This window comes from Chryseobacterium sp. UF-81 (assembly GCF_058245105.1).
The window spans coordinates 285531-303121 of sequence record NZ_JBSIBX010000004.1; the positions used below are offsets into that span (position 1 = coordinate 285531).

Annotated in this window: 18 protein-coding genes; 6 read left to right on the top strand and 12 right to left on the bottom strand. The window is 35.9% G+C overall.

Annotation, left to right across the window (positions count from 1 at the left end; all coding sequences use genetic code 11):
* The first annotated feature begins 47 nt into the window (after positions 1–47).
* Positions 48–701, top strand: coding sequence for a metal-dependent transcriptional regulator (locus AC4IFE_RS08670; RefSeq protein WP_490756397.1), 654 nt, complete (start codon positions 48–50; stop codon positions 699–701).
* A gap of 119 nt (positions 702–820) precedes the next feature.
* Here AC4IFE_RS08670 and AC4IFE_RS08675 read toward each other — a convergent pair whose 3' ends face one another.
* The 12 genes from AC4IFE_RS08675 to AC4IFE_RS08730 form a co-directional block, all read right to left on the bottom strand.
* Positions 821–1237: an EamA family transporter gene (locus AC4IFE_RS08675; protein WP_490756398.1), complete on the bottom strand. Its 417-nt coding sequence runs from the start codon at positions 1235–1237 to the stop codon at positions 821–823.
* A 22-nt stretch (positions 1238–1259) separates the two neighbouring features.
* The gene (locus AC4IFE_RS08680) at positions 1260–1991 is read right to left on the bottom strand and encodes a phosphatase PAP2 family protein (RefSeq protein WP_490756401.1); all 732 of its coding nucleotides are present in this window, start codon (positions 1989–1991) and stop codon (positions 1260–1262) included.
* An 81-nt stretch (positions 1992–2072) separates the two neighbouring features.
* Positions 2073–2663, bottom strand: coding sequence for an HD domain-containing protein (locus AC4IFE_RS08685; protein WP_490756403.1), 591 nt, complete (start codon positions 2661–2663; stop codon positions 2073–2075).
* A gap of 19 nt (positions 2664–2682) precedes the next feature.
* Positions 2683–5106, bottom strand: a complete 2424-nt coding sequence (locus tag AC4IFE_RS08690; RefSeq protein ID WP_490756405.1) for a TonB-dependent receptor domain-containing protein — start codon at positions 5104–5106, stop codon at positions 2683–2685.
* Between the two features lie 10 nt (positions 5107–5116).
* The gene (locus tag AC4IFE_RS08695) at positions 5117–5545 is read right to left on the bottom strand and encodes a PepSY-like domain-containing protein (protein ID WP_490756407.1); all 429 of its coding nucleotides are present in this window, start codon (positions 5543–5545) and stop codon (positions 5117–5119) included.
* Between the two features lie 63 nt (positions 5546–5608).
* Complete coding sequence (locus tag AC4IFE_RS08700) at positions 5609–6355, bottom strand: COG4705 family protein (RefSeq protein WP_490756409.1); 747 nt, start codon at positions 6353–6355, stop codon at positions 5609–5611.
* A 47-nt stretch (positions 6356–6402) separates the two neighbouring features.
* Complete coding sequence (locus tag AC4IFE_RS08705) at positions 6403–7689, bottom strand: sensor histidine kinase (RefSeq protein ID WP_490756410.1); 1287 nt, start codon at positions 7687–7689, stop codon at positions 6403–6405.
* 3 nt (positions 7690–7692) lie between these two features.
* On the bottom strand, positions 7693–8370 hold the full coding sequence (locus AC4IFE_RS08710; RefSeq protein ID WP_490756411.1) for a response regulator transcription factor: 678 nt from the start codon (positions 8368–8370) through the stop codon (positions 7693–7695).
* A 120-nt stretch (positions 8371–8490) separates the two neighbouring features.
* Positions 8491–9657, bottom strand: coding sequence for an aminotransferase class V-fold PLP-dependent enzyme (locus AC4IFE_RS08715; protein WP_490756413.1), 1167 nt, complete (start codon positions 9655–9657; stop codon positions 8491–8493).
* Between the two features lie 136 nt (positions 9658–9793).
* Positions 9794–10933, bottom strand: coding sequence for a hypothetical protein (locus AC4IFE_RS08720; protein WP_490756415.1), 1140 nt, complete (start codon positions 10931–10933; stop codon positions 9794–9796).
* Between the two features lie 27 nt (positions 10934–10960).
* Positions 10961–11863 (bottom strand): TssN family type VI secretion system protein, encoded by a 903-nt coding sequence (locus AC4IFE_RS08725; protein WP_490756416.1) that lies wholly within the window; start codon positions 11861–11863, stop codon positions 10961–10963.
* 53 nt (positions 11864–11916) lie between these two features.
* Positions 11917–12834 (bottom strand): type VI secretion system baseplate subunit TssG, encoded by a 918-nt coding sequence (locus AC4IFE_RS08730; RefSeq protein ID WP_490756418.1) that lies wholly within the window; start codon positions 12832–12834, stop codon positions 11917–11919.
* A 397-nt stretch (positions 12835–13231) separates the two neighbouring features.
* Here AC4IFE_RS08730 and AC4IFE_RS08735 point away from each other — a divergent pair, with 397 nt between their 5' ends.
* The 5 genes from AC4IFE_RS08735 to AC4IFE_RS08755 all read left to right on the top strand — a co-directional run bounded on the left by AC4IFE_RS08735 (position 13232) and on the right by AC4IFE_RS08755 (position 17532).
* A complete protein-coding gene (locus tag AC4IFE_RS08735; protein WP_490756420.1) occupies positions 13232–14023 on the top strand; it encodes a S1/P1 nuclease in 792 nt (263 codons plus the stop codon).
* Positions 14024–14324: 301 nt separating this feature from the next.
* The gene (locus AC4IFE_RS08740; RefSeq protein WP_002979276.1) at positions 14325–15191 is read left to right on the top strand and encodes a sigma-70 family RNA polymerase sigma factor; all 867 of its coding nucleotides are present in this window, start codon (positions 14325–14327) and stop codon (positions 15189–15191) included.
* Between the two features lie 109 nt (positions 15192–15300).
* Complete coding sequence (locus AC4IFE_RS08745; protein WP_490756421.1) at positions 15301–15894, top strand: hypothetical protein; 594 nt, start codon at positions 15301–15303, stop codon at positions 15892–15894.
* 3 nt (positions 15895–15897) lie between these two features.
* A complete protein-coding gene (locus AC4IFE_RS08750) occupies positions 15898–16395 on the top strand; it encodes a GNAT family N-acetyltransferase (RefSeq protein ID WP_490756422.1) in 498 nt (165 codons plus the stop codon).
* Positions 16396–16413: 18 nt separating this feature from the next.
* On the top strand, positions 16414–17532 hold the full coding sequence (locus AC4IFE_RS08755; RefSeq protein WP_490756423.1) for an FAD-dependent monooxygenase: 1119 nt from the start codon (positions 16414–16416) through the stop codon (positions 17530–17532).
* Positions 17533–17591: the final 59 nt, after the last annotated feature.

Consider the following 17591-nt stretch of genomic DNA (forward strand, 5'->3'; position numbering starts at 1 on the left):
TTTTACATAATATTTTGTTAGATTTGTATTGAAAATCATCTAACATTTTGAGAACAACATTAACAGAAGAAAATTATCTGAAGGCTTTGTTTCATTTAGTTGACAATGAAGGAAAAGTGACAATCAATGAGCTTAGCAAGTTTTTGAATGTAAAAATGCCGAGTGTCAATAACATGATGAAGAAGTTTGCCGACAAAAAATGGGTTGTCTATGAAACGTACAAACCGCTGGTGGTTACAGAAAACGGAAAACGTGAAGCGGCACTGGTAGTCCGAAAGCACAGACTGACTGAAATGTTTCTGGTAAAAAAGATGAACTTCGGCTGGGAAAATGTTCACGAGATCGCAGAACAGCTGGAACATGTCCATTCACAGATCTTTTTCGATAAAATGGATGAAATTCTGGATCATCCTAAATTTGATCCGCACGGAGAACCTATTCCTGATAAAGACGGAAATATTATTGCGCAGGATCTGCAGAAGCTAAGTGCCTGCACAGTGGGAGAAACGGTAATATTTGCTTCAGTTACGCTTTCAGACGACGGCTTTTTAAGTTATTTAAATGAAAGAAAACTGCTTTTGAACACTAAGATCAAGATCGTTAAAATCGAAGATTTTGATAAATCCATGACCATTGAGATCGGAAATTCTAAAGAAATACTCAGCAGAAAAGCCACAGAAATAATACTGGTGAAGAAATAAAATATTTGGTGGCTTCGCGAGCGTCAGCCACCAGATTTTAATATCGGGTTCAAACCAAAATGGGACAAGTTGTTTGTTTCAGATTATAACTGATTGATTTTAAGTGTAGCCATTCATCACTATTTCATAGCAAACACAATAGTTCCACTGATAATTAGCAGAGCTCCGATTGCTGTTTTTAGCGTTAATGTTTCTTTAAAAAATAATACCGATAAAATGATGGCTATTGCAACACTTAGCTTATCTACAGAAGCAACCTGTGATACTTTTCCGATCTGCAATGCTTTGAAATAAAACAGCCACGATAATCCTGTTGCCACTCCTGAAAGAATCAGAAATATAAGGTTCATTTTTGATATCGACCCAATATCCTTTGCTTCACCTTTTATAAATACAATACTCCAAACCACAACAAGAATTATGATGGTTCTTATACCAGTTGCAAGATTAGAATTGATGCTGGATACTCCCATTTTGGCAAAAATGGCTGTGAATGCCGCAAACAATGCCGACAATAATGCATAATAAAACCACATGTTTTGATAATTTTAAAATTATTTAAAAAGTTTTTACGAAGCCTATCCCTACGCTTTTATCCTGATAAAATGGCATTACCATGGTTGCTGTACTTTTATTCTGACCTCCCAACAGATTATTAATCTTAGGATATAACCAATAAGCCAATTCTGTGGAAAGTATCCCAAAACCTGCGCCTGCTACTACATCTCCTACCCAATGTTTATTATTCAGCATCCTGTAAACTCCTGTAAAAACAGCAAACGAATATCCTGAAACTCCCAGCCAGAAATTCGTGTCTTTATATTCTCTGAACATAAATTGTGCAGAAGCAAATGCAATGGCTGTGTGGCCTGAAGGAAATGATAATTTATTGGATTGATCGGGTCTTTCTTCCTGAACAATATGTTTTAAAGGAATTGTAACTGCTGATGTGATCAACATTGAAGTTCCATAGATAATGCTCCTGTCTTTAAAACCATGTTTTCCCTTTACTCCGGCTGCATTTAATCCATAAACCAGAACTGCAGGTGCAAACTGAGTATAATTATCCAATCTGATATGATCAGGCTTGTGTTCATTAATTTCATCTCTGGTGGAGAAGTTCAATTGCTTAAGGCTATTAACGGACAAACTGGCGACTCCGTAACCAATAAGTGCGGCAGGAATGATTAATCTTTTATAATTTAAATGACTTTCAGTATTCAATGCAACAATACCGTCTTTCTTTGGCTCCTGAACCTGAATGGTATCATTGCTTGTTTGTGCAGTCATTTTTCCACAAGAAAAAATCAATATGGAAAGGCAGAATGCTGTTTTTTTAGTGAATTTTGACATCTTAGTAAGTAATAGATTTTAAATTTGTTCAGAACAGTTCATTAATTGAACATTCACTTCTTTAAATTTGGTAAGTATTTTTTTACCATAATCCGTATAATATTCATGATCTTTAAGAAAATTACAATTCTTTACCAACCATTCTTGATCTGTATAAGCCAGTCCAAGATATATTTCAAACTCTTGTCGTATTGCTTTTTCATACTTAGGATAATTCGGAAGTGTCAAATGATATAGATCTGCATCGCACAGCACTTTTTCAATTAAAGAAGAAGGTTTTGGCGGGTATTTTGTAGAATCAATACAGTTTAAAACAGTATCAACAAAATCTTTTTCGCATCCGAAATTTTCTAAGAAATTCTTTGCTATTTTTTTACTTTCTTCCTCATGACCAATATAGAGATTCGCATATCCGCAGTCATGAAACCATGCTGCAACCAATAAGACAGTCATACTTTCTTCCGACAGATTGCTTTGTGTACCAATTTCCCGTGCTGCATCCACTACATCATAGGTATGGCCGATACCGTGAAAAGAAAGATTTTCAGAAAGGTTTTCCGAAAGAAATAATATCATATACCTGTTTACAGACTCTAGTAAATTATTCATGTCAGCATTGAGTTTTTTATTAAAATTTATAACTATAACCTAATCTTACAACCTGCGTCTCATAATAATCATTGCTTGTATAAGCAAAACCATTTCCCTGGATTTTTTTCTTGATTGCCATAGTGTTCAGCAAATCGGTTGCATTCAAAAATATTTCCCCTTTTCCGTTTTGGATTGATTTTTTCACCCCCAGATCCATTGAAAATCTCGAACCTGTTTTCCCTTGCGGAATAATATCCGGAGCCAGGTAAACTGCAGTTAATTGTGCATCAAACCCCATAGAAAATTTAAAAATGTTATTCAGTTTTACATTTCCGGAAATAGCTGTTTCCCGCTTGGCAAAAAATATATTGGACTGCGGATAAAGGTTTTCCACCGAAAATGCATCGATCTGATTTCTGTAAATATTTCCATTGATATTAAAAGAATACGCTTTCGAAACTTTTTGATTCCAGATCATTTCCAACCCTGAATTATAACTTTTTCCGGCATTTTGAAATACAGCATAAATCAGGGTGCTTTCAGGAACAATACTTGAGATTCTGGTAATTGTTCCGTTAGCAAAACGATGGTATAACGCTGAATACAGATAGCCGTTACTCCAATTATACTTGTGCCCCAATTCAATTGAATTGGTAAACTGAGGTCTTAATTGCGGATTTCCCACCTTAATGATTTCGGCATCGTCATATTTAGGGAATATTCTGATATCAACTTCATTCGGCCGGTCCACTCTCCTGTTATAAAATACAGATAACTTGTTGTGATCGTTTAATTTATAAGCCAGTCTTAAGTTTGGAAACGGCTGTGTATAATTATAACTGTCACTTTTATATGTCGGATGATTGGGATTCACATCGTACTGAATTTTAACATATTCCAGTCTTACACCAAGTTCCGCTTCCCATTTTTCGTTTTCGAAAATATAATTGCCATAAACAGCAGGAATCAACTCTGTATAATTTGCCCAACCTCCTGCATTGGCATCCAAAACTGAGTTTGTACCGGGAATAAAGTTCATATTTGTAGGAATACTTCTGTTTCTCAGTTTAATTCCTGTTTCGATGCGTCCATATTTCAGAGGTTTCACATAATCAATATTAAAATCATAAACCTGTTCGTCAGATAATAATTTAAAGGCATCTGTCCCTGTTGAAGCCGGCAAATAATTGTCGTAAAAATATTTCTCATCCTCTCTGTGAAATGTGTAATTGAATCCGATATTCAATAAATGTCCTGCCTCTTTGAACTTATGCTGATAAGAAGCTGTTGCCATTATTGTGGTTTTCAATTCATCTTCCAAAAACTGCCAAAGTCTAAGGCGTTGAGATAGATCTCCGTTAAAAAATGGTTGGTCTCCATGATCTATAATTTTCTCACCTCCGTACAGCCCTGAAATCGTTAGTGTGTTGTGAGAATCAATATTCCAGTCGATTCCGGCTTTTGTAGTAAGATAATTTGTATTTCTGTTTCTTTTTAGTTGTGACTTAATGACCGTTCCGTCATCATAAGTTCGGGTTACAAATTCATTTTTATTAAGCGTTTCCTTATATAAATTATCTGCCTGGAGAAAAATATTAACCTTATCTTTTCTGTAATTTAATGAAACTGATGGGTTAATTTTTGGCGTAATAGTATATTGAGGCCTTATCGTTGGCAGATTTTCTTTTCTTACCCAATAAGAACCCGTACCGTACGTAAAACCAATTTTCCCGTTCCAGCCGGTCTGTTTATTTTTCTTCATCATAATATTGATGATTCCTGCATTTCCGTTGGCATCATATTTTGATGAAGGATTGTTGATGATCTCAATTTTATCAATCGCAGAAGTCGGAATATTATCCAGTCCGCTCTGACTTCCGAAGCCAGTTAAAGCTGTTTGTTTGCCGTCAATTAAAACCGTTACTTTATCATTTCCACGCAGCTGTACTTTTCCTTCCTGAATGGTCACGCCTGGTAAATTTTGCATGCTTTGCAAAACAGAACCTCCGCTTTGGCTGATATTATCGGAAACAGAATATGTTTTTTTATCGAGCTGATCGCTGACTTCATTCTTTTTAGAAGCAGTTACAACGACTTCCTCAATTTTTGTTTCTTTTTCTTCCTGCGGTTCAAGTTCGATAACCGGAATTTCCAGAAATTCTGAAAGGCTTCCTACAAAAAGTGTCTGAGTCTGCTTTCTAAATCCCGAATGTAAAAACTCCAGCTGGTAGTTTCCGGGTTTGATTCCCGTTAATGAAAATCTGCCTTCTTCATCGGTTATCGTTCCGGCAACAAATGCAGTGTCTTTTCCGGTTCTTGCAATTACATTTACATATGATAATCCTGACAGTCTCAGTTTATTTTTTACATTTCCGGAGATTGTAACAACAGCCACCTGTGCAAAGGCGATTGAAGAAAATAGCAGCATTACTAAAAACGGTAACAGCTTGATCCTATACATCTTATTCAGTTTAGTCTTTTTTTTCCTTTAAGAATTTTCCTTTATTGTCGAAAATCAGATCTTTTCCGCTTATTTCTGCTTCATAGGTAAGGATGCCTTTTGCATCTGTAATTTTCGCTGCTCCTTTTATATTCTGATTAGGGTAATTTTTGTTGATATATGCTTTAATAGGTGCAGAAAGAGAGTTACTGCCTATTTCTGATTCTGTTTCAAGAATGTTACCTGAAGGAGTGATCACAACAGAAGTCTCCGTTCCTTTTATCCTGAAGCCTGCTTCATAATTACCATCTTCCTTTTCCCATTTTATCTCTCTGGCCGTTGGAAATTGTTTCTGAAAACCTTTCTGAACAGATGCAGGAACATCTTTCTGCTGAACTTTTTGTGCATTAACCAAAGCTACAGCTGTAGCTGTTGTCAATAGGAATACTAACTTTTTCATTTTAATTAAATTTTTAATTTGTAAAGCAATATTCAGGAATGAATTAGAATAAATTTTGAATTTTTAGTTTTGACTATCTTTCTTTTGCTTTTGATGTGAAATAATAATCATCAGAAATAACAGACCTAAAGAAACTAATGAAGCATATAGTGTACTGAGATTTAATCCACCTTTTAAAATAGGCTTAGTAAGAAAATCCCCGAAAGTTGCTCCAAACGGCCTCGTAAAAACAAAAGCAACCCAAAACAGCAGAACATGATTGAACTTTGTAAAATAATGAAGCAGAACAACAATAAGTATGACAGCACCCGTGATCAAAGCTCCGTCTAAATAGCTATATCCTAAATTATCACCCAGAAAATCTCCAAACGCTGTTCCCAGACTGTTGGAGAAAAGAATAGCTATCCAGTAAAAAATTTCTTTATTTCTTTCAAAGACCGGATATACTTCAAGAGTATTATATTTTTTATACCATAAGAAAAGCGTTATCAGAAGACCGCTTACCAGTATTAAAGTCCCCAATAAATACCCGGTTTTCAAAGTTCTGTCTATAAAATCAGAAATTTCTGTCCCCAGTGTGGTCGTTCCTATAATTACCAGCCAGTAAATGACCGGAATATATTTTTTTACATTCAGCTGTATTGAAATAATGATGATGAAAAATAAGAGGGTAATTCCTATTCCAACAATATAGCCGAGGTTAAGTGTCATAGAAATAAAATCTCCCAAAGTTTCCCCCAGTGTAGTTGCTGTTATTTTCATCAGCCAGAAAAGTAGGGTTACAGCTGCTACCTTATTTAGCATTTTCATGTTTTTCTTACAAATCTGATATACAATTTTGTAGAAATTTGGAATGCTTAGAACAGGACAGAAAAAATATGCAGATTATTTTCGAATTTATAGCTGATTTTCCATTGATGAAATTTGCAAATTTCACTGATTATTGCCAATCCTAAACCACTGCCGTTATGATCAGCTGAAAGCTTGGAAAACCTCTTGAATAAAAATTTTGTATTTAATTTTTCTGTTCCGGAATTAGTAACTTCAAGCCCATAATCTGTCAGTTTCACCGAGATTGATCCGTTAGGCGAAGTATGGCGAATTGCATTCAGTATCAGATTATTAATAAGGACTTCCGTTAAACCAGTGTTTCCACTTACTTTTACATGTGATGAAATATTTTCATTAACTGCAATGTTTTTTTGATCAAAATGTTCCTGTAATATTTCCATACTTTGATGCAGTAAACCATCAAATTGAATAATTTCAGAATTATCAAACTGGCTATTGTCAATTTTGGCCAGCAACAAAAGGTTTTTATTAATTCTGGAGCTTCTTGTCAGGGCTCTGTTCATTTCTTCAGCAATGTGATATTGTTTTTCTGTGAGATCTTCGTCTTGTAGTAAAATATCAAGTTTGTTTTTAAGAATTGCCAAAGGAGTTTGCAACTCATGAGAGGCATTTTCTGTAAATTCTTTCTGTGTTTTAAATGCTGAAATATTATGATCGATCAGTTTACCTAAAGATTGATTAAGTTCTTCAAATTCTGTTGTATCAGTTTGATCAAATTCGATTTTTGTCTGGCTGTTGAGATTAAATGTTTTAAGCTTCTCCAAAGTATTTCGGAATGGTTCCCAGACTGAAGCTGAAAGTCTTTTGTTTAGAAACAATAAACCAATAACGATAAGAATAAAGAAGAAAATGGTTACCAAAGCAATAGCAGATACGGTTTCCTGAGATTCTTCAATATTGGTTTCAACGGTAAAAAGGAAAGGCTTATTATTAATATAAATCACTTTCATTAAACATCTATATCGTTCTGTTTCAGGTTCTGATGCAAACGTTTTCTGCTTTTCTACAGTAAAAAACACATCTTTTTTCAGATTATTGTATAGTATTTTTTTAATATCGGTTCCCGGTTGGATCTGATTCCAAAGCACCAGACTTTTTTCTAATTCCTGATCAGAAAGCTTCAGACTATTAAATTCATAAGCCGTTTTTTCTGCGATTGTCGCATTATGTTCATCTAATTCACCCTTCCAAATGGTATCAATTACAAAATAATATACAGGAATACTAATGACCAGAATAATAAGGACATAAATAATGAATGGCTTTGTAGTCTTGCTTAATAGTGGTTTCATAGGTTAGTTACTTTCCCATTTATATCCCGTTCCGTACACCGTTTTCAGATAATGATCACATCCGGCATCGTATAATTTCTTTTTCAGATTCTTTACATGTGCATATACAAAATCATGATTGTCCAGCATATCTGCAAAATCACCGGACAGATGCTCTGCTAAAGTGCTTTTGGAAATTACCTTATTTTTATTTCCTATAAAATAAATCAACAGATCGAACTCTTTTTTCGTAAGAGTAATTGTCTTATTATTAATTGAAACAGTTTTGGCTAAAAGATTGATCTCTATTTCATTCTGCCTTACAACATTTGAATTGTTGAATTGTTTTCTGCGGATAATAGAATAGATCCTGGCCGTTAATTCGGAAAGATGAAAAGGTTTGGTAAGATAATCATCAGCACCCAGTTGTAAGCCTCTTACTTTATCATCCAAAGCGTTTTTCGCAGATATAATAATAACACCATCCTGTTTATTTTGCTTTTTCAGTTCTTCTAAAATAGTAAGTCCGTTTCCATCAGGAAGCATAATATCAAGCAGAATACAATCATAATTAAAAGTCTCTATTTTGTCCATTGCGTCACTAAATGTCGTTGCAAACTCACATAAATAGTTTTCTCCGGAAAGATATTCGGAGATACTTTTTGCCAATTCTGTTTCGTCTTCTATTATTAAAATCTTCATTTTTACAAATCTATAGTTCAATTTTGAAGAAATTCTGAATTAATTGTTTGGGGTAGAATGTGATAAGAGATTAAAGCTCCTATACAACCAGCAACATCATGCCTGATTTTTGGCTTAAAGTCAATATTCCAACATTTTTACCACACTTTCAATTTCATCGGAAGTATTAAAATAATGCGGGGAAAGGCGAATAGCTCTATCCAGATTTTTCAATGTAAAATCTATAAGTGCATTGCTTTTATTACTTACTGAAAAATACACATTGTTCTCTTTCAGTATTTTATAAATATTTTCAATGCTGTTGTCCGGGGCACAAAAAGTAACTATACTGCATAAATTTTTGCCCTGATCCAATATTTTGAAACCCTTATTATGAAGCCCTTCCCTTAAGCTTTCCGCCAGTTTTCTGTTATAGTTCTCAATATTCTGCAGACCAATTCCGTTTGCATATTTTAAAGCTTCTGCATATCCTAAAAGCGAACTGACAGAAGTTTCCCAGTGTTCAAATCTTTTTGCCGTTTTAAGCAATTTGTAATCATCGAATTCTGTCCATTCTGCACCTGCCATATCCAAAAATACCGGAGCCATATTCTTTTCTAAAACCCTGTCCGAAACATATAAAAACCCTGTTCCTCTGGGTCCGCGCATAAATTTCCTTCCCGTGGCAGTCAGAAAATCACATCCTATTTTTTCAACATCCACAACCAGCTGGCCAACGGATTGGCAGGCATCAACGAGATACAAAACATCATACTGGCGGCAGATCTTGCCTACTCCCTCCACATTCTGGATCAACCCGGAATTGGTCGGAATATGAGTGACGGCAATGAGTTTTGGATTATGCTTTCTAATCAAATTTTCAAGATCTTCCAGGTCCAGTTCATGGTCAGAAAGCCTTTTAACCCTGATCAGCTTAACTCCCCGCTTTTTCTGCAGCGAAAAGAAAGCCATCTGATTCGAGATATAATCGTCATTGGTTGTAATAATACAATCGCCATCTTTGAATTCAATACTGGACAAAGCTTTAGCATAAGCATCGGTAGAACTGACTGTAAAAGCAATATTATCGGGTTGGGTATTGATGAGCCTGGCAGCTTCTGTATAAAACAGGGCAAGCCTTTCCGTACTCCTGTCAGCTGCTCCATAAGCACCGTGTTGCTGCTCCAAAAAAATATAATCAGTCATTGTTTTCACTACAATTTCCGTCATCAATGATCCTCCCGCACTGTTTAAAAATATTTTATCTGCACAGCCAGCCGTGTCTTTTCTTATGGTATTAAGATCCATGTTCTGTTTTATTTTGGAATTGATTATTATCTGAGTGAACTAACAAACTTACCAGTTATATTCTACAGCTTTCTATATTTTATACATAAAAAAATCCCGAAAATTTCAGTCCGGGATTTATATTCAATCATTTTTATTAATCTAAAACACTCCAGCCTCTTTTCGGATTGGTATTTGAAGAAACTTCCTGTTCATTAACAATAATGTTTTCTTTTCTCTGACCGATATAGTCAAGCTCGCTTAATTTAGAGAAAATAATTTCCAGACTGCGCAGCATCTGCTGGATATACAATAATGGTTCTCCACAATTATGATGGTCATAATTGGTTTCTGCTACGATAGAAAGCTGATTCAGTAAGGTATGCGGGGCAATTTCACTCCATTCTAAGCTGTAGTTCAGCATTTCTTCCAGCTCAGCAGGAACCAGAAGCTGGGTTGAATTGTAAAGATGAAGGGCTAATTTTGCAAATGCCTCGATCAAAAATACAGGCGGCTGCCACGGAATAATGTTTCTGAACTGGAAATACATATCTCCAAAAGTATTCACCATGGTAGTACATAAGAACTTCACGTTCTGCGCCAACGCGGTATTTTGGTTTTTGTGAGATGCTTTCTGAATGATCTTGAAAGCATACTGCTGCAGATTTCCTATTGATTTGGCATAGCTGCTGTAGTAATCTATCAAAGCAGGATGACTCTGGATAGAGGTACACGGCGGAATAAAATTAGAATCTACCTGGGCAATATTGGCTCTCAAATCTACTTTTCCGATGATAAGGTAGTTTCCTCCGGAATAACTGCTGTTCAGTGAAGTAACCGGAAGAAGCTCAATATGATGATTCGGCTGTGCGTTTGGATGGCGGGGCGGAATTTCCTCCGGGTCAATATCTCCAAAAGGTACCTTATCAAAAGGATTTACAGAAATCAGGATATAATAATCACCGTCCGCCTGCTCCTCGCTCATAGATTTTGCCAGTGATTTCACGCTTACTCTTCTGTCGCTCAGATCTATACGATACCCTGCCATGGTAACAGCGCTGCATCTTTTGATAACAAGCTGTACGTCATTGGTAGCCGTATTATGAACATCAAAGATTGTTTTGTCCGTAAACTCGTTGGAAATAGGCAAAAGCCCATAGTTATATGTAGTGATTCCCAGTGAGCTGGAATCTCTTATTGTGTCAATTAAAAAATTATCCTGATCATTAAGATGTCTCTGGGAAACTTTCATCCCGTCTACCCAATTGATCGCAAAATGCTTAATAGGCTGTATCATAGTTAATACTTTTTAAATTTTCTGTGATTATGATTTTTTCAATACTCCTTCTTCCTCATGCTGGATGACTCTTTTGCAGATCACTACTTCATTTTCTAAAATGTTGTTCGTTGAGATATCCTGGTCGAAATCAATATATTTTCTAAAGCTGAAAAATGATTTTTTAGTATAGAAAATCCAGTAATAAGGCTCTTTTTCTATATCTGAAAGATGAATAATGGAATTTGGATTTTTATGATTATAGTCGTCCACGACCCTGTAGAACCAGTCTCCAAAAGTTACTCCCGTCGGAAGCGTTTTGGCTTTAATCCTGAATCTGTTGGAATCTTCAAGGTTTTTGCTCAGCTCAACGTTCAATACCATTAATCTGTCAAAATCTGCCCCTTCAAAGTCCGGCAGTTTCTGGTCAGGAGAATATCTCCATGTTTTATAGATATCAAAAGGAATGCTTATAAACTGTACGTAACAGTAATAAAATACCATGGGAACAACAAAGATCAGCATACTTGTAGCAGCCATTACAGCATAGCCTGCGCCTTTGCTGATCCAGTTAAAGATCAGTGTAAACAGATATCCTCCAAAAGCAATACACGTTAATGAAAGTATGGATTCAAACAAAATACTCATACCTACAGAGTCAATATGCTTTCTGAAGTACTTATGCAGTAAATTAACATGAATAATACCAAAAATAAGATAAATAACCTGTGCAATAAGGTACCAGTAAGGATTAAAAAGGTTTCCTGCAAAACCAAAAAAGCCTGGTAATGCGAGACATAAACCACACAGAAGGACATATATGATAATTACTTTAATTTTGATCGCAGGTTTGTTTCTTCTGATGATCCCAAGAATGACCATCAAAATCACCGCGATTAAAGGCATTAAAATATACCTTAAAAAAATACCTTTTACTGATGAAATTTCCATTAGTTTCTTTTCAAATTTATACTTTGTTGGTAGTTGTAAATATAATAAATTATTTAGAGAAATGTAGAGTATCCAAGACGGCTGGCATTTCTTTCATCGTCTTCAAGACTGAATGAATATTCCTCTTTTTCGGTAATAAAATTTTCCTCCACATCTACCGTTACCGGGAGAAAATAATCGTATAAAGCCTGCAGAATATTTCTGAACGGGCTTCCGGAAATATACTTTTTCATTTCTGTATAAGGGATAGGTCCTATATTCACTACCCAGTTCCGCTGTCCGTCCATATGTCTTCCGCTGGGAATATAGGTAACTCCAAGTTTGGAATTTCCCAGCAACATGGAATCGTCATTTCTTTCTATTCTGTCAATAATATTCGGGGCAAAAGTAACTTCCACCGGCACCTGAAGAAAAGCGGTCATGCATCTTTCAAACCATTTCTTATCTCCTCTTATCTGATGAAAAAAGGGTAAAATATAGATAAAAATATAGGCATTCTGCTTATCAAGCATTTTTATAAGAGGCCAGAGCTCACTTACCGTTTCCAAAAGCGTATCCGTACTGCTTGAAATATCAAATTCAGATTCCTTAAGCAGAGAGCTTATTTCCGTAAAAAAAACTTCCAGCTCGAAAGGACGGAAAAATTTACGGGCATCCTCCTCTACTCTTTTCTGCTTACGGATCTCACGTACTACAGAATCCACATTCTTTCTGGAAGCTCCCAGAGACGGCGGATGAAACAGCCCTTCCGGAAGATAATCATAAATACCTTCTCTATAGGTTTCTATGGTGAACACTTCCTCATCAAATCCTAAATAGCTGCTCGAAATACTTTTGATATCCTTAAGGTAAGCCCGGTCATTGATCCCGATTCGTTCTATAAATATATTGCTTACCGCCCGATGATACTTCAAAAGATTTACCGCCACGGCTTCAGCTTTGAAGTCGGTCTGCAGTTTATTGTAATACATGTCTACAATATTATTCTCATGCATAGTGTTTCTTGTGATTGTGACTTGTAAAGATAATATATCTCATAAGTTTGAAAAAATAATTTGGCTATAATTTTATTTTAAAAATACTAATTTATTGACATTAAAAGGAATATTCCGTGACAAATTCCGTAAAAATACGGTAATAACCACTTACCTATGTATGAGGTTCCGGGTTTAAAGTTAATTTTATCAGCTGATATGCAGACTTTTACACCTGTTTAGTCATCATTTTAGACACTATTTAGAATTTTGTTCTGCATTTCTTTATTCAGATTAATTTTTATTAATATACTTTGAAATAAGAAAATGACGATAATTGATGCAGGTTCCGAAAGCGGAACGTATCTTTGCAGCTTGTAAAATGTTATTTATAATGAAAAGTATTTATTCTAAAATTCTGATTTTAGCATTCATTTCATCTTCACTTTATTCTTATGCATGGGGACTTACAGGGCACCGCGTTATTGCAGAAATCGCAGAAAACCATCTGTCGGGCAAAGCAAGAAGAGAAATAAGAAAAATAATGGGTAAAGAACATCTTGCCTATTGGGCAAACTGGCCGGATTTCATCAAATCCGATACTACAGGCGTCTGGAAGCAGGCTTCATCATGGCACTACGTAAATATTGATCCCATGACGGATTTTAAAGTTTTTGACCAAAACCTGAAGATGCAGGCTGGCCCAAGTCTTTATACACAGGTAAACACTTTATCCAGCCAGATTAAAGACGAAAAAACTTCTGAAAAAGACAGGAAAATTGCCCTGATCTTCCTTATCCATATCATGGGAGACCTTTCCCAGCCCCTTCACGTAGGAAGAGCCGAAGATCTAGGAGGAAACAAAATCAATGTAACTTATTTCGGGGACAAAACCAATCTTCACTCTGTATGGGACGGAAAGTTGGTAGATTCACAGAAATACAGCTATACGGAATATGCCCGCCTTTTAGACATTAAATCTAAGGAAGAAGTAAAACAGATCCAGGCCGGAACTGTAGAAGACTGGCTATATGATTCTCATAAAATAGCGAATAGGATCTACGCACAAACTCCAAACGATTCAAAATTATCATACGATTATCAGTATAAATTCAATGATACGCTTGAAAGACAGCTTCTTTACGGAGGACTGAGGCTGGCCAAACTGTTGAATGATTTGTTTTAATAGTTTTGAGTTCCAGTTGCTGGTAAATAATTCAAATCATAACAAGCATTTTTAATTTTTAATTATTCATTCTTCACTATAACGCGGGACTTCAGTCCCGCTTTTTTGTTGGAGAGACTAACATAATTGATGTCTAACGTCCCTTATCTTAGTTCTTGATTCTTGATTCCTGACTCTTGGCTCTTGGCTCTTGGTTCTTTCCTCTCTACATCTAAAATTAAAAAATAATTAAAACTGATGTAACCTTTTTACCACTTCATACGTATAATATATAGTAACTCTTTTTTGAGGATAAAAATAGATGAGACAATTAAAAATCACTAAGCAGGTTACCAACAGGGAAACTGCTTCATTAGACAAGTATTTGCAGGAAATTGGTAAAGTGGAACTGATCACTGCGGACGAAGAAGTAGAACTGGCACAAAGAATACGTGCAGGCGACAGAGCAGCACTGGAGAAATTAATCAAAGCCAACCTTCGTTTCGTAGTTTCTGTATCTAAACAGTACCAAAATCAAGGTCTTTCTTTACCGGATTTAATAAATGAAGGTAACCTAGGACTGATGAAAGCAGCAAAAAGGTACGATGAAACTAGAGGTTTCAAATTTATCTCTTATGCGGTATGGTGGATTCGTCAGTCAATTTTACAGGCTCTGGCTGAACAGTCAAGAATTGTAAGGCTTCCGCTGAATAAAATCGGCTCCATCAACAAAATTAATAAGGCATACGCTCACCTTGAACAGGAAAATGAAAGACCACCTTCTCCGGAAGAGCTGGCTGAAGTTCTTGATATGAGCGAGGAAGATATTAAAGAATCTATGAAAAACTCCGGAAGACACCTGTCCATGGATGCACCTTTAGTAGAAGGTGAAGATTCTAATCTTTATGATGTATTGCGTTCAGGAGAATCTCCAAGTCCGGATAAAGATCTGATGCTTGAATCTCTTCAGATTGAGATCGAAAGAGCATTGAATACTCTGACGCCAAGAGAGGCTGACTTAGTAAGACTGTACTTTGGACTGAACGGGAAACACCCGATGACCTTAGAAGAAATCGGTGAAACTTTCGATCTTACAAGAGAGAGAGTACGTCAGATTAAAGAAAAAGCAATTAAGAGACTAAAACATAATACCAGAAGCAAGATTCTGAAATCTTATTTAGGTAAATAATTTTAGCGTAAAACAATGTATGCGGAGTCTGGTTTCAGGCTCCGTTTTTTTTGTAACAATTTTAATATTATCTTCAACTAATAAGCGATAAAACCCAATCTAAAAACTTATGAAAAAAATACTTTTCGCTTCAGCTTTGGCACTCTCCATACTTTCATGCAAAGAAAATAAATCCAGAAATGCTCCGGCTGTGGAAAATGCCGTGGATAATGCAGAATCATCCGTTTCAGGTTCTTTTGAAAGTTATCGTAACGAAAATATGGTCGATAAGATTTATTTCGAATTGATTAAAAATAATAAAAACCTGAAAGCTCTGGATGACAAAATCGTAAAATTATATGAAGAAAACAGAAAGGTTCAGGCAATGTATGCTGAGACCCTTCATAAATCAGAATCTTTTTATATGGATGCCCTTAATAAGGCTTCTTCCATTAAAGATTCCCTTCTAAAGCAGCAGCTGGAAAAAGAAATCAAAATAAGTTCAGACCAGTATGATCTTAGAATCAGTAAAGTTAAAGAGCTGATCGCCAGGATTGATAAAAACAGTGATGACATTACCAATCTGTACACTGCTTTCAAAATCAGGAAAACACTTCCGGAAATTGAAAAATACCAGAAATCACATCCTCTGAAAACTGACAGTCTGGAAAGTTTCATCAACAAACAGAATCGATTGCTGAACGAACTGAAAAATTTGAAATAAAAAATGAATTACACCACAAAATGGCTTACGGACACTACCCGGACGGAAGAATTGGTCGATTTTTTTATTACCCATAAAACAGATTCTTATATCTCTCACGGAGAAATCATTTCCGGGAGAGCCTTAGATTCTCACCACTGGAATCCGGATCTTAAAACCATATTGACCCATCAGTTTGCCTCTGGTTTTAACCCGGATCATTCTTCAAAATTAAATATCCTGATCGCTGAAAATGATGAAGGAAGCATTATCGGAATGCTGGTTTTCAATATCATTCATGGATTCAAAAATTATGCAGTACTGGAAGACATGCTTTTAGATCAGTCGCTCAGAGGGCAATCGTTGGGAAGCACCCTGCTGGAAAAGGCTGTGGAAGAATCCAAAAACTGGAATATCAGCTTTATGATGCTGGAAAGCGGGATCGGCAATACAGAAGCTCACCATTTTTTCAATAAATACGGTTTTAAAAAAGTATCTGAAAATTATATTTTAACCTTTTAAAAAATCCAACCGATTCTGATGAACACCATTTCAATTATAGGAGCCGGAATCGGCGGACTGGCTTTGGGAAATATCCTGAAACAGCACTCATATGATTTTACCATCTTCGAAGCTGCTCCGGAAATAAAACCTGTAGGAGCCGGAATCATGATGGCTGTTAATGCCATGCAAATCTTTGACAGATTAGGATTAAAAGAAAAGATAGAACATGCGGGAAATAAGATTCATGGAATTTCCATAACCGATGAATCTTTAAAACCTATCACAAAAACCAGCATTCCTGCGCTGGAAAAAAAATACAGCTCCTGTAATGTAGCCATTCACAGAGCTGAACTGCATAAAATCCTGGCTGAAAATATTGGTTATGAGCATATTAAGCTTAACCATTCTTTAAGCAGAATCGAAAAGAATGAAAATTATTCTTTATATTTTGAAAACGGAGAACAAACGGAAAGTAACATCATTTTTGGGGCAGATGGCATAAAATCCAGGATCCGAAATCAGATTTTGAATACTGGAACTATCCGAAATGCCGGACAGAAATGCTGGCGCGGGATGGTAACATTGGATTTACCACAGCAGTTTGATCAGGAAGCCATCGAAATGTGGGGAAAAGGAAAGCGCTTCGGTTTTGTGAAGATTTCAGAGAAAAAGGTATACTGGTACGCTCTGATCAATCACAATAAGCATAAACGTTATTTTGATCTGCCCGAAAATTTTAAAGAATTTCATCCTCTTGTTCTCAATATTATGGAAGCGACTTCGGAAGAGAACATTATTCTGAATGATATTACAGACCTGTCTCCTATTCCATCATGGCATTCTGAGAATCTGTGCCTGATCGGAGATGCTGCCCACGCAATCACTCCGAATATGGGACAGGGTGCCTGTCAGGCTATTGAAGATGCCTATATCATTGGAAGATTACTGGAGAACAGCAAAGATTTCAATGCTGTTTTTGAAGAATTTCAAAAGATAAGAAGGAAAAAGGTAGATTATATTGTTAATACCAGCTGGAAGATCGGAAAAATTTCGCAGTGGGAAAAGGGGAATACCGTACGTAATTTCTTTATGCGATTGATTCCTGATATCACCAATCAGAAACTGGCAGAAAAGATTATCCGGCTGGAAATGTGAGCCTGATACACGTTGTATCCTTGTCAAGGTTTAAAACCTTGACAAGGATAAAGTAACCA

Excerpts from the sequence above, each read along its gene's own strand:
- AC4IFE_RS08675 (WP_490756398.1), bottom strand. The coding sequence starts at position 1,237 with ATGTGGTTTTATTATGCATTATTGTCGGCATTGTTTGCGGCATTCACA.
- AC4IFE_RS08680 (WP_490756401.1), bottom strand. The coding sequence starts at position 1,991 with ATGACTGCACAAACAAGCAATGATACCATTCAGGTTCAGGAGCCAAAG.
- AC4IFE_RS08685 (WP_490756403.1), bottom strand. The coding sequence starts at position 2,663 with ATGAATAATTTACTAGAGTCTGTAAACAGGTATATGATATTATTTCTT.
- AC4IFE_RS08690 (WP_490756405.1), bottom strand. The coding sequence starts at position 5,106 with ATGTATAGGATCAAGCTGTTACCGTTTTTAGTAATGCTGCTATTTTCT.
- AC4IFE_RS08695 (WP_490756407.1), bottom strand. The coding sequence starts at position 5,545 with ATGAAAAAGTTAGTATTCCTATTGACAACAGCTACAGCTGTAGCTTTG.
- AC4IFE_RS08700 (WP_490756409.1), bottom strand. The coding sequence starts at position 6,355 with ATGAAAATGCTAAATAAGGTAGCAGCTGTAACCCTACTTTTCTGGCTG.
- AC4IFE_RS08705 (WP_490756410.1), bottom strand. The coding sequence starts at position 7,689 with ATGAAACCACTATTAAGCAAGACTACAAAGCCATTCATTATTTATGTC.
- AC4IFE_RS08710 (WP_490756411.1), bottom strand. The coding sequence starts at position 8,370 with ATGAAGATTTTAATAATAGAAGACGAAACAGAATTGGCAAAAAGTATC.
- AC4IFE_RS08715 (WP_490756413.1), bottom strand. The coding sequence starts at position 9,657 with ATGGATCTTAATACCATAAGAAAAGACACGGCTGGCTGTGCAGATAAA.
- AC4IFE_RS08720 (WP_490756415.1), bottom strand. The coding sequence starts at position 10,933 with ATGATACAGCCTATTAAGCATTTTGCGATCAATTGGGTAGACGGGATG.
- AC4IFE_RS08725 (WP_490756416.1), bottom strand. The coding sequence starts at position 11,863 with ATGGAAATTTCATCAGTAAAAGGTATTTTTTTAAGGTATATTTTAATG.
- AC4IFE_RS08730 (WP_490756418.1), bottom strand. The coding sequence starts at position 12,834 with ATGTATTACAATAAACTGCAGACCGACTTCAAAGCTGAAGCCGTGGCG.
- AC4IFE_RS08735 (WP_490756420.1), top strand. The coding sequence starts at position 13,232 with ATGAAAAGTATTTATTCTAAAATTCTGATTTTAGCATTCATTTCATCT.
- AC4IFE_RS08740 (WP_002979276.1), top strand. The coding sequence starts at position 14,325 with ATGAGACAATTAAAAATCACTAAGCAGGTTACCAACAGGGAAACTGCT.
- AC4IFE_RS08745 (WP_490756421.1), top strand. The coding sequence starts at position 15,301 with ATGAAAAAAATACTTTTCGCTTCAGCTTTGGCACTCTCCATACTTTCA.
- AC4IFE_RS08750 (WP_490756422.1), top strand. The coding sequence starts at position 15,898 with ATGAATTACACCACAAAATGGCTTACGGACACTACCCGGACGGAAGAA.
- AC4IFE_RS08755 (WP_490756423.1), top strand. The coding sequence starts at position 16,414 with ATGAACACCATTTCAATTATAGGAGCCGGAATCGGCGGACTGGCTTTG.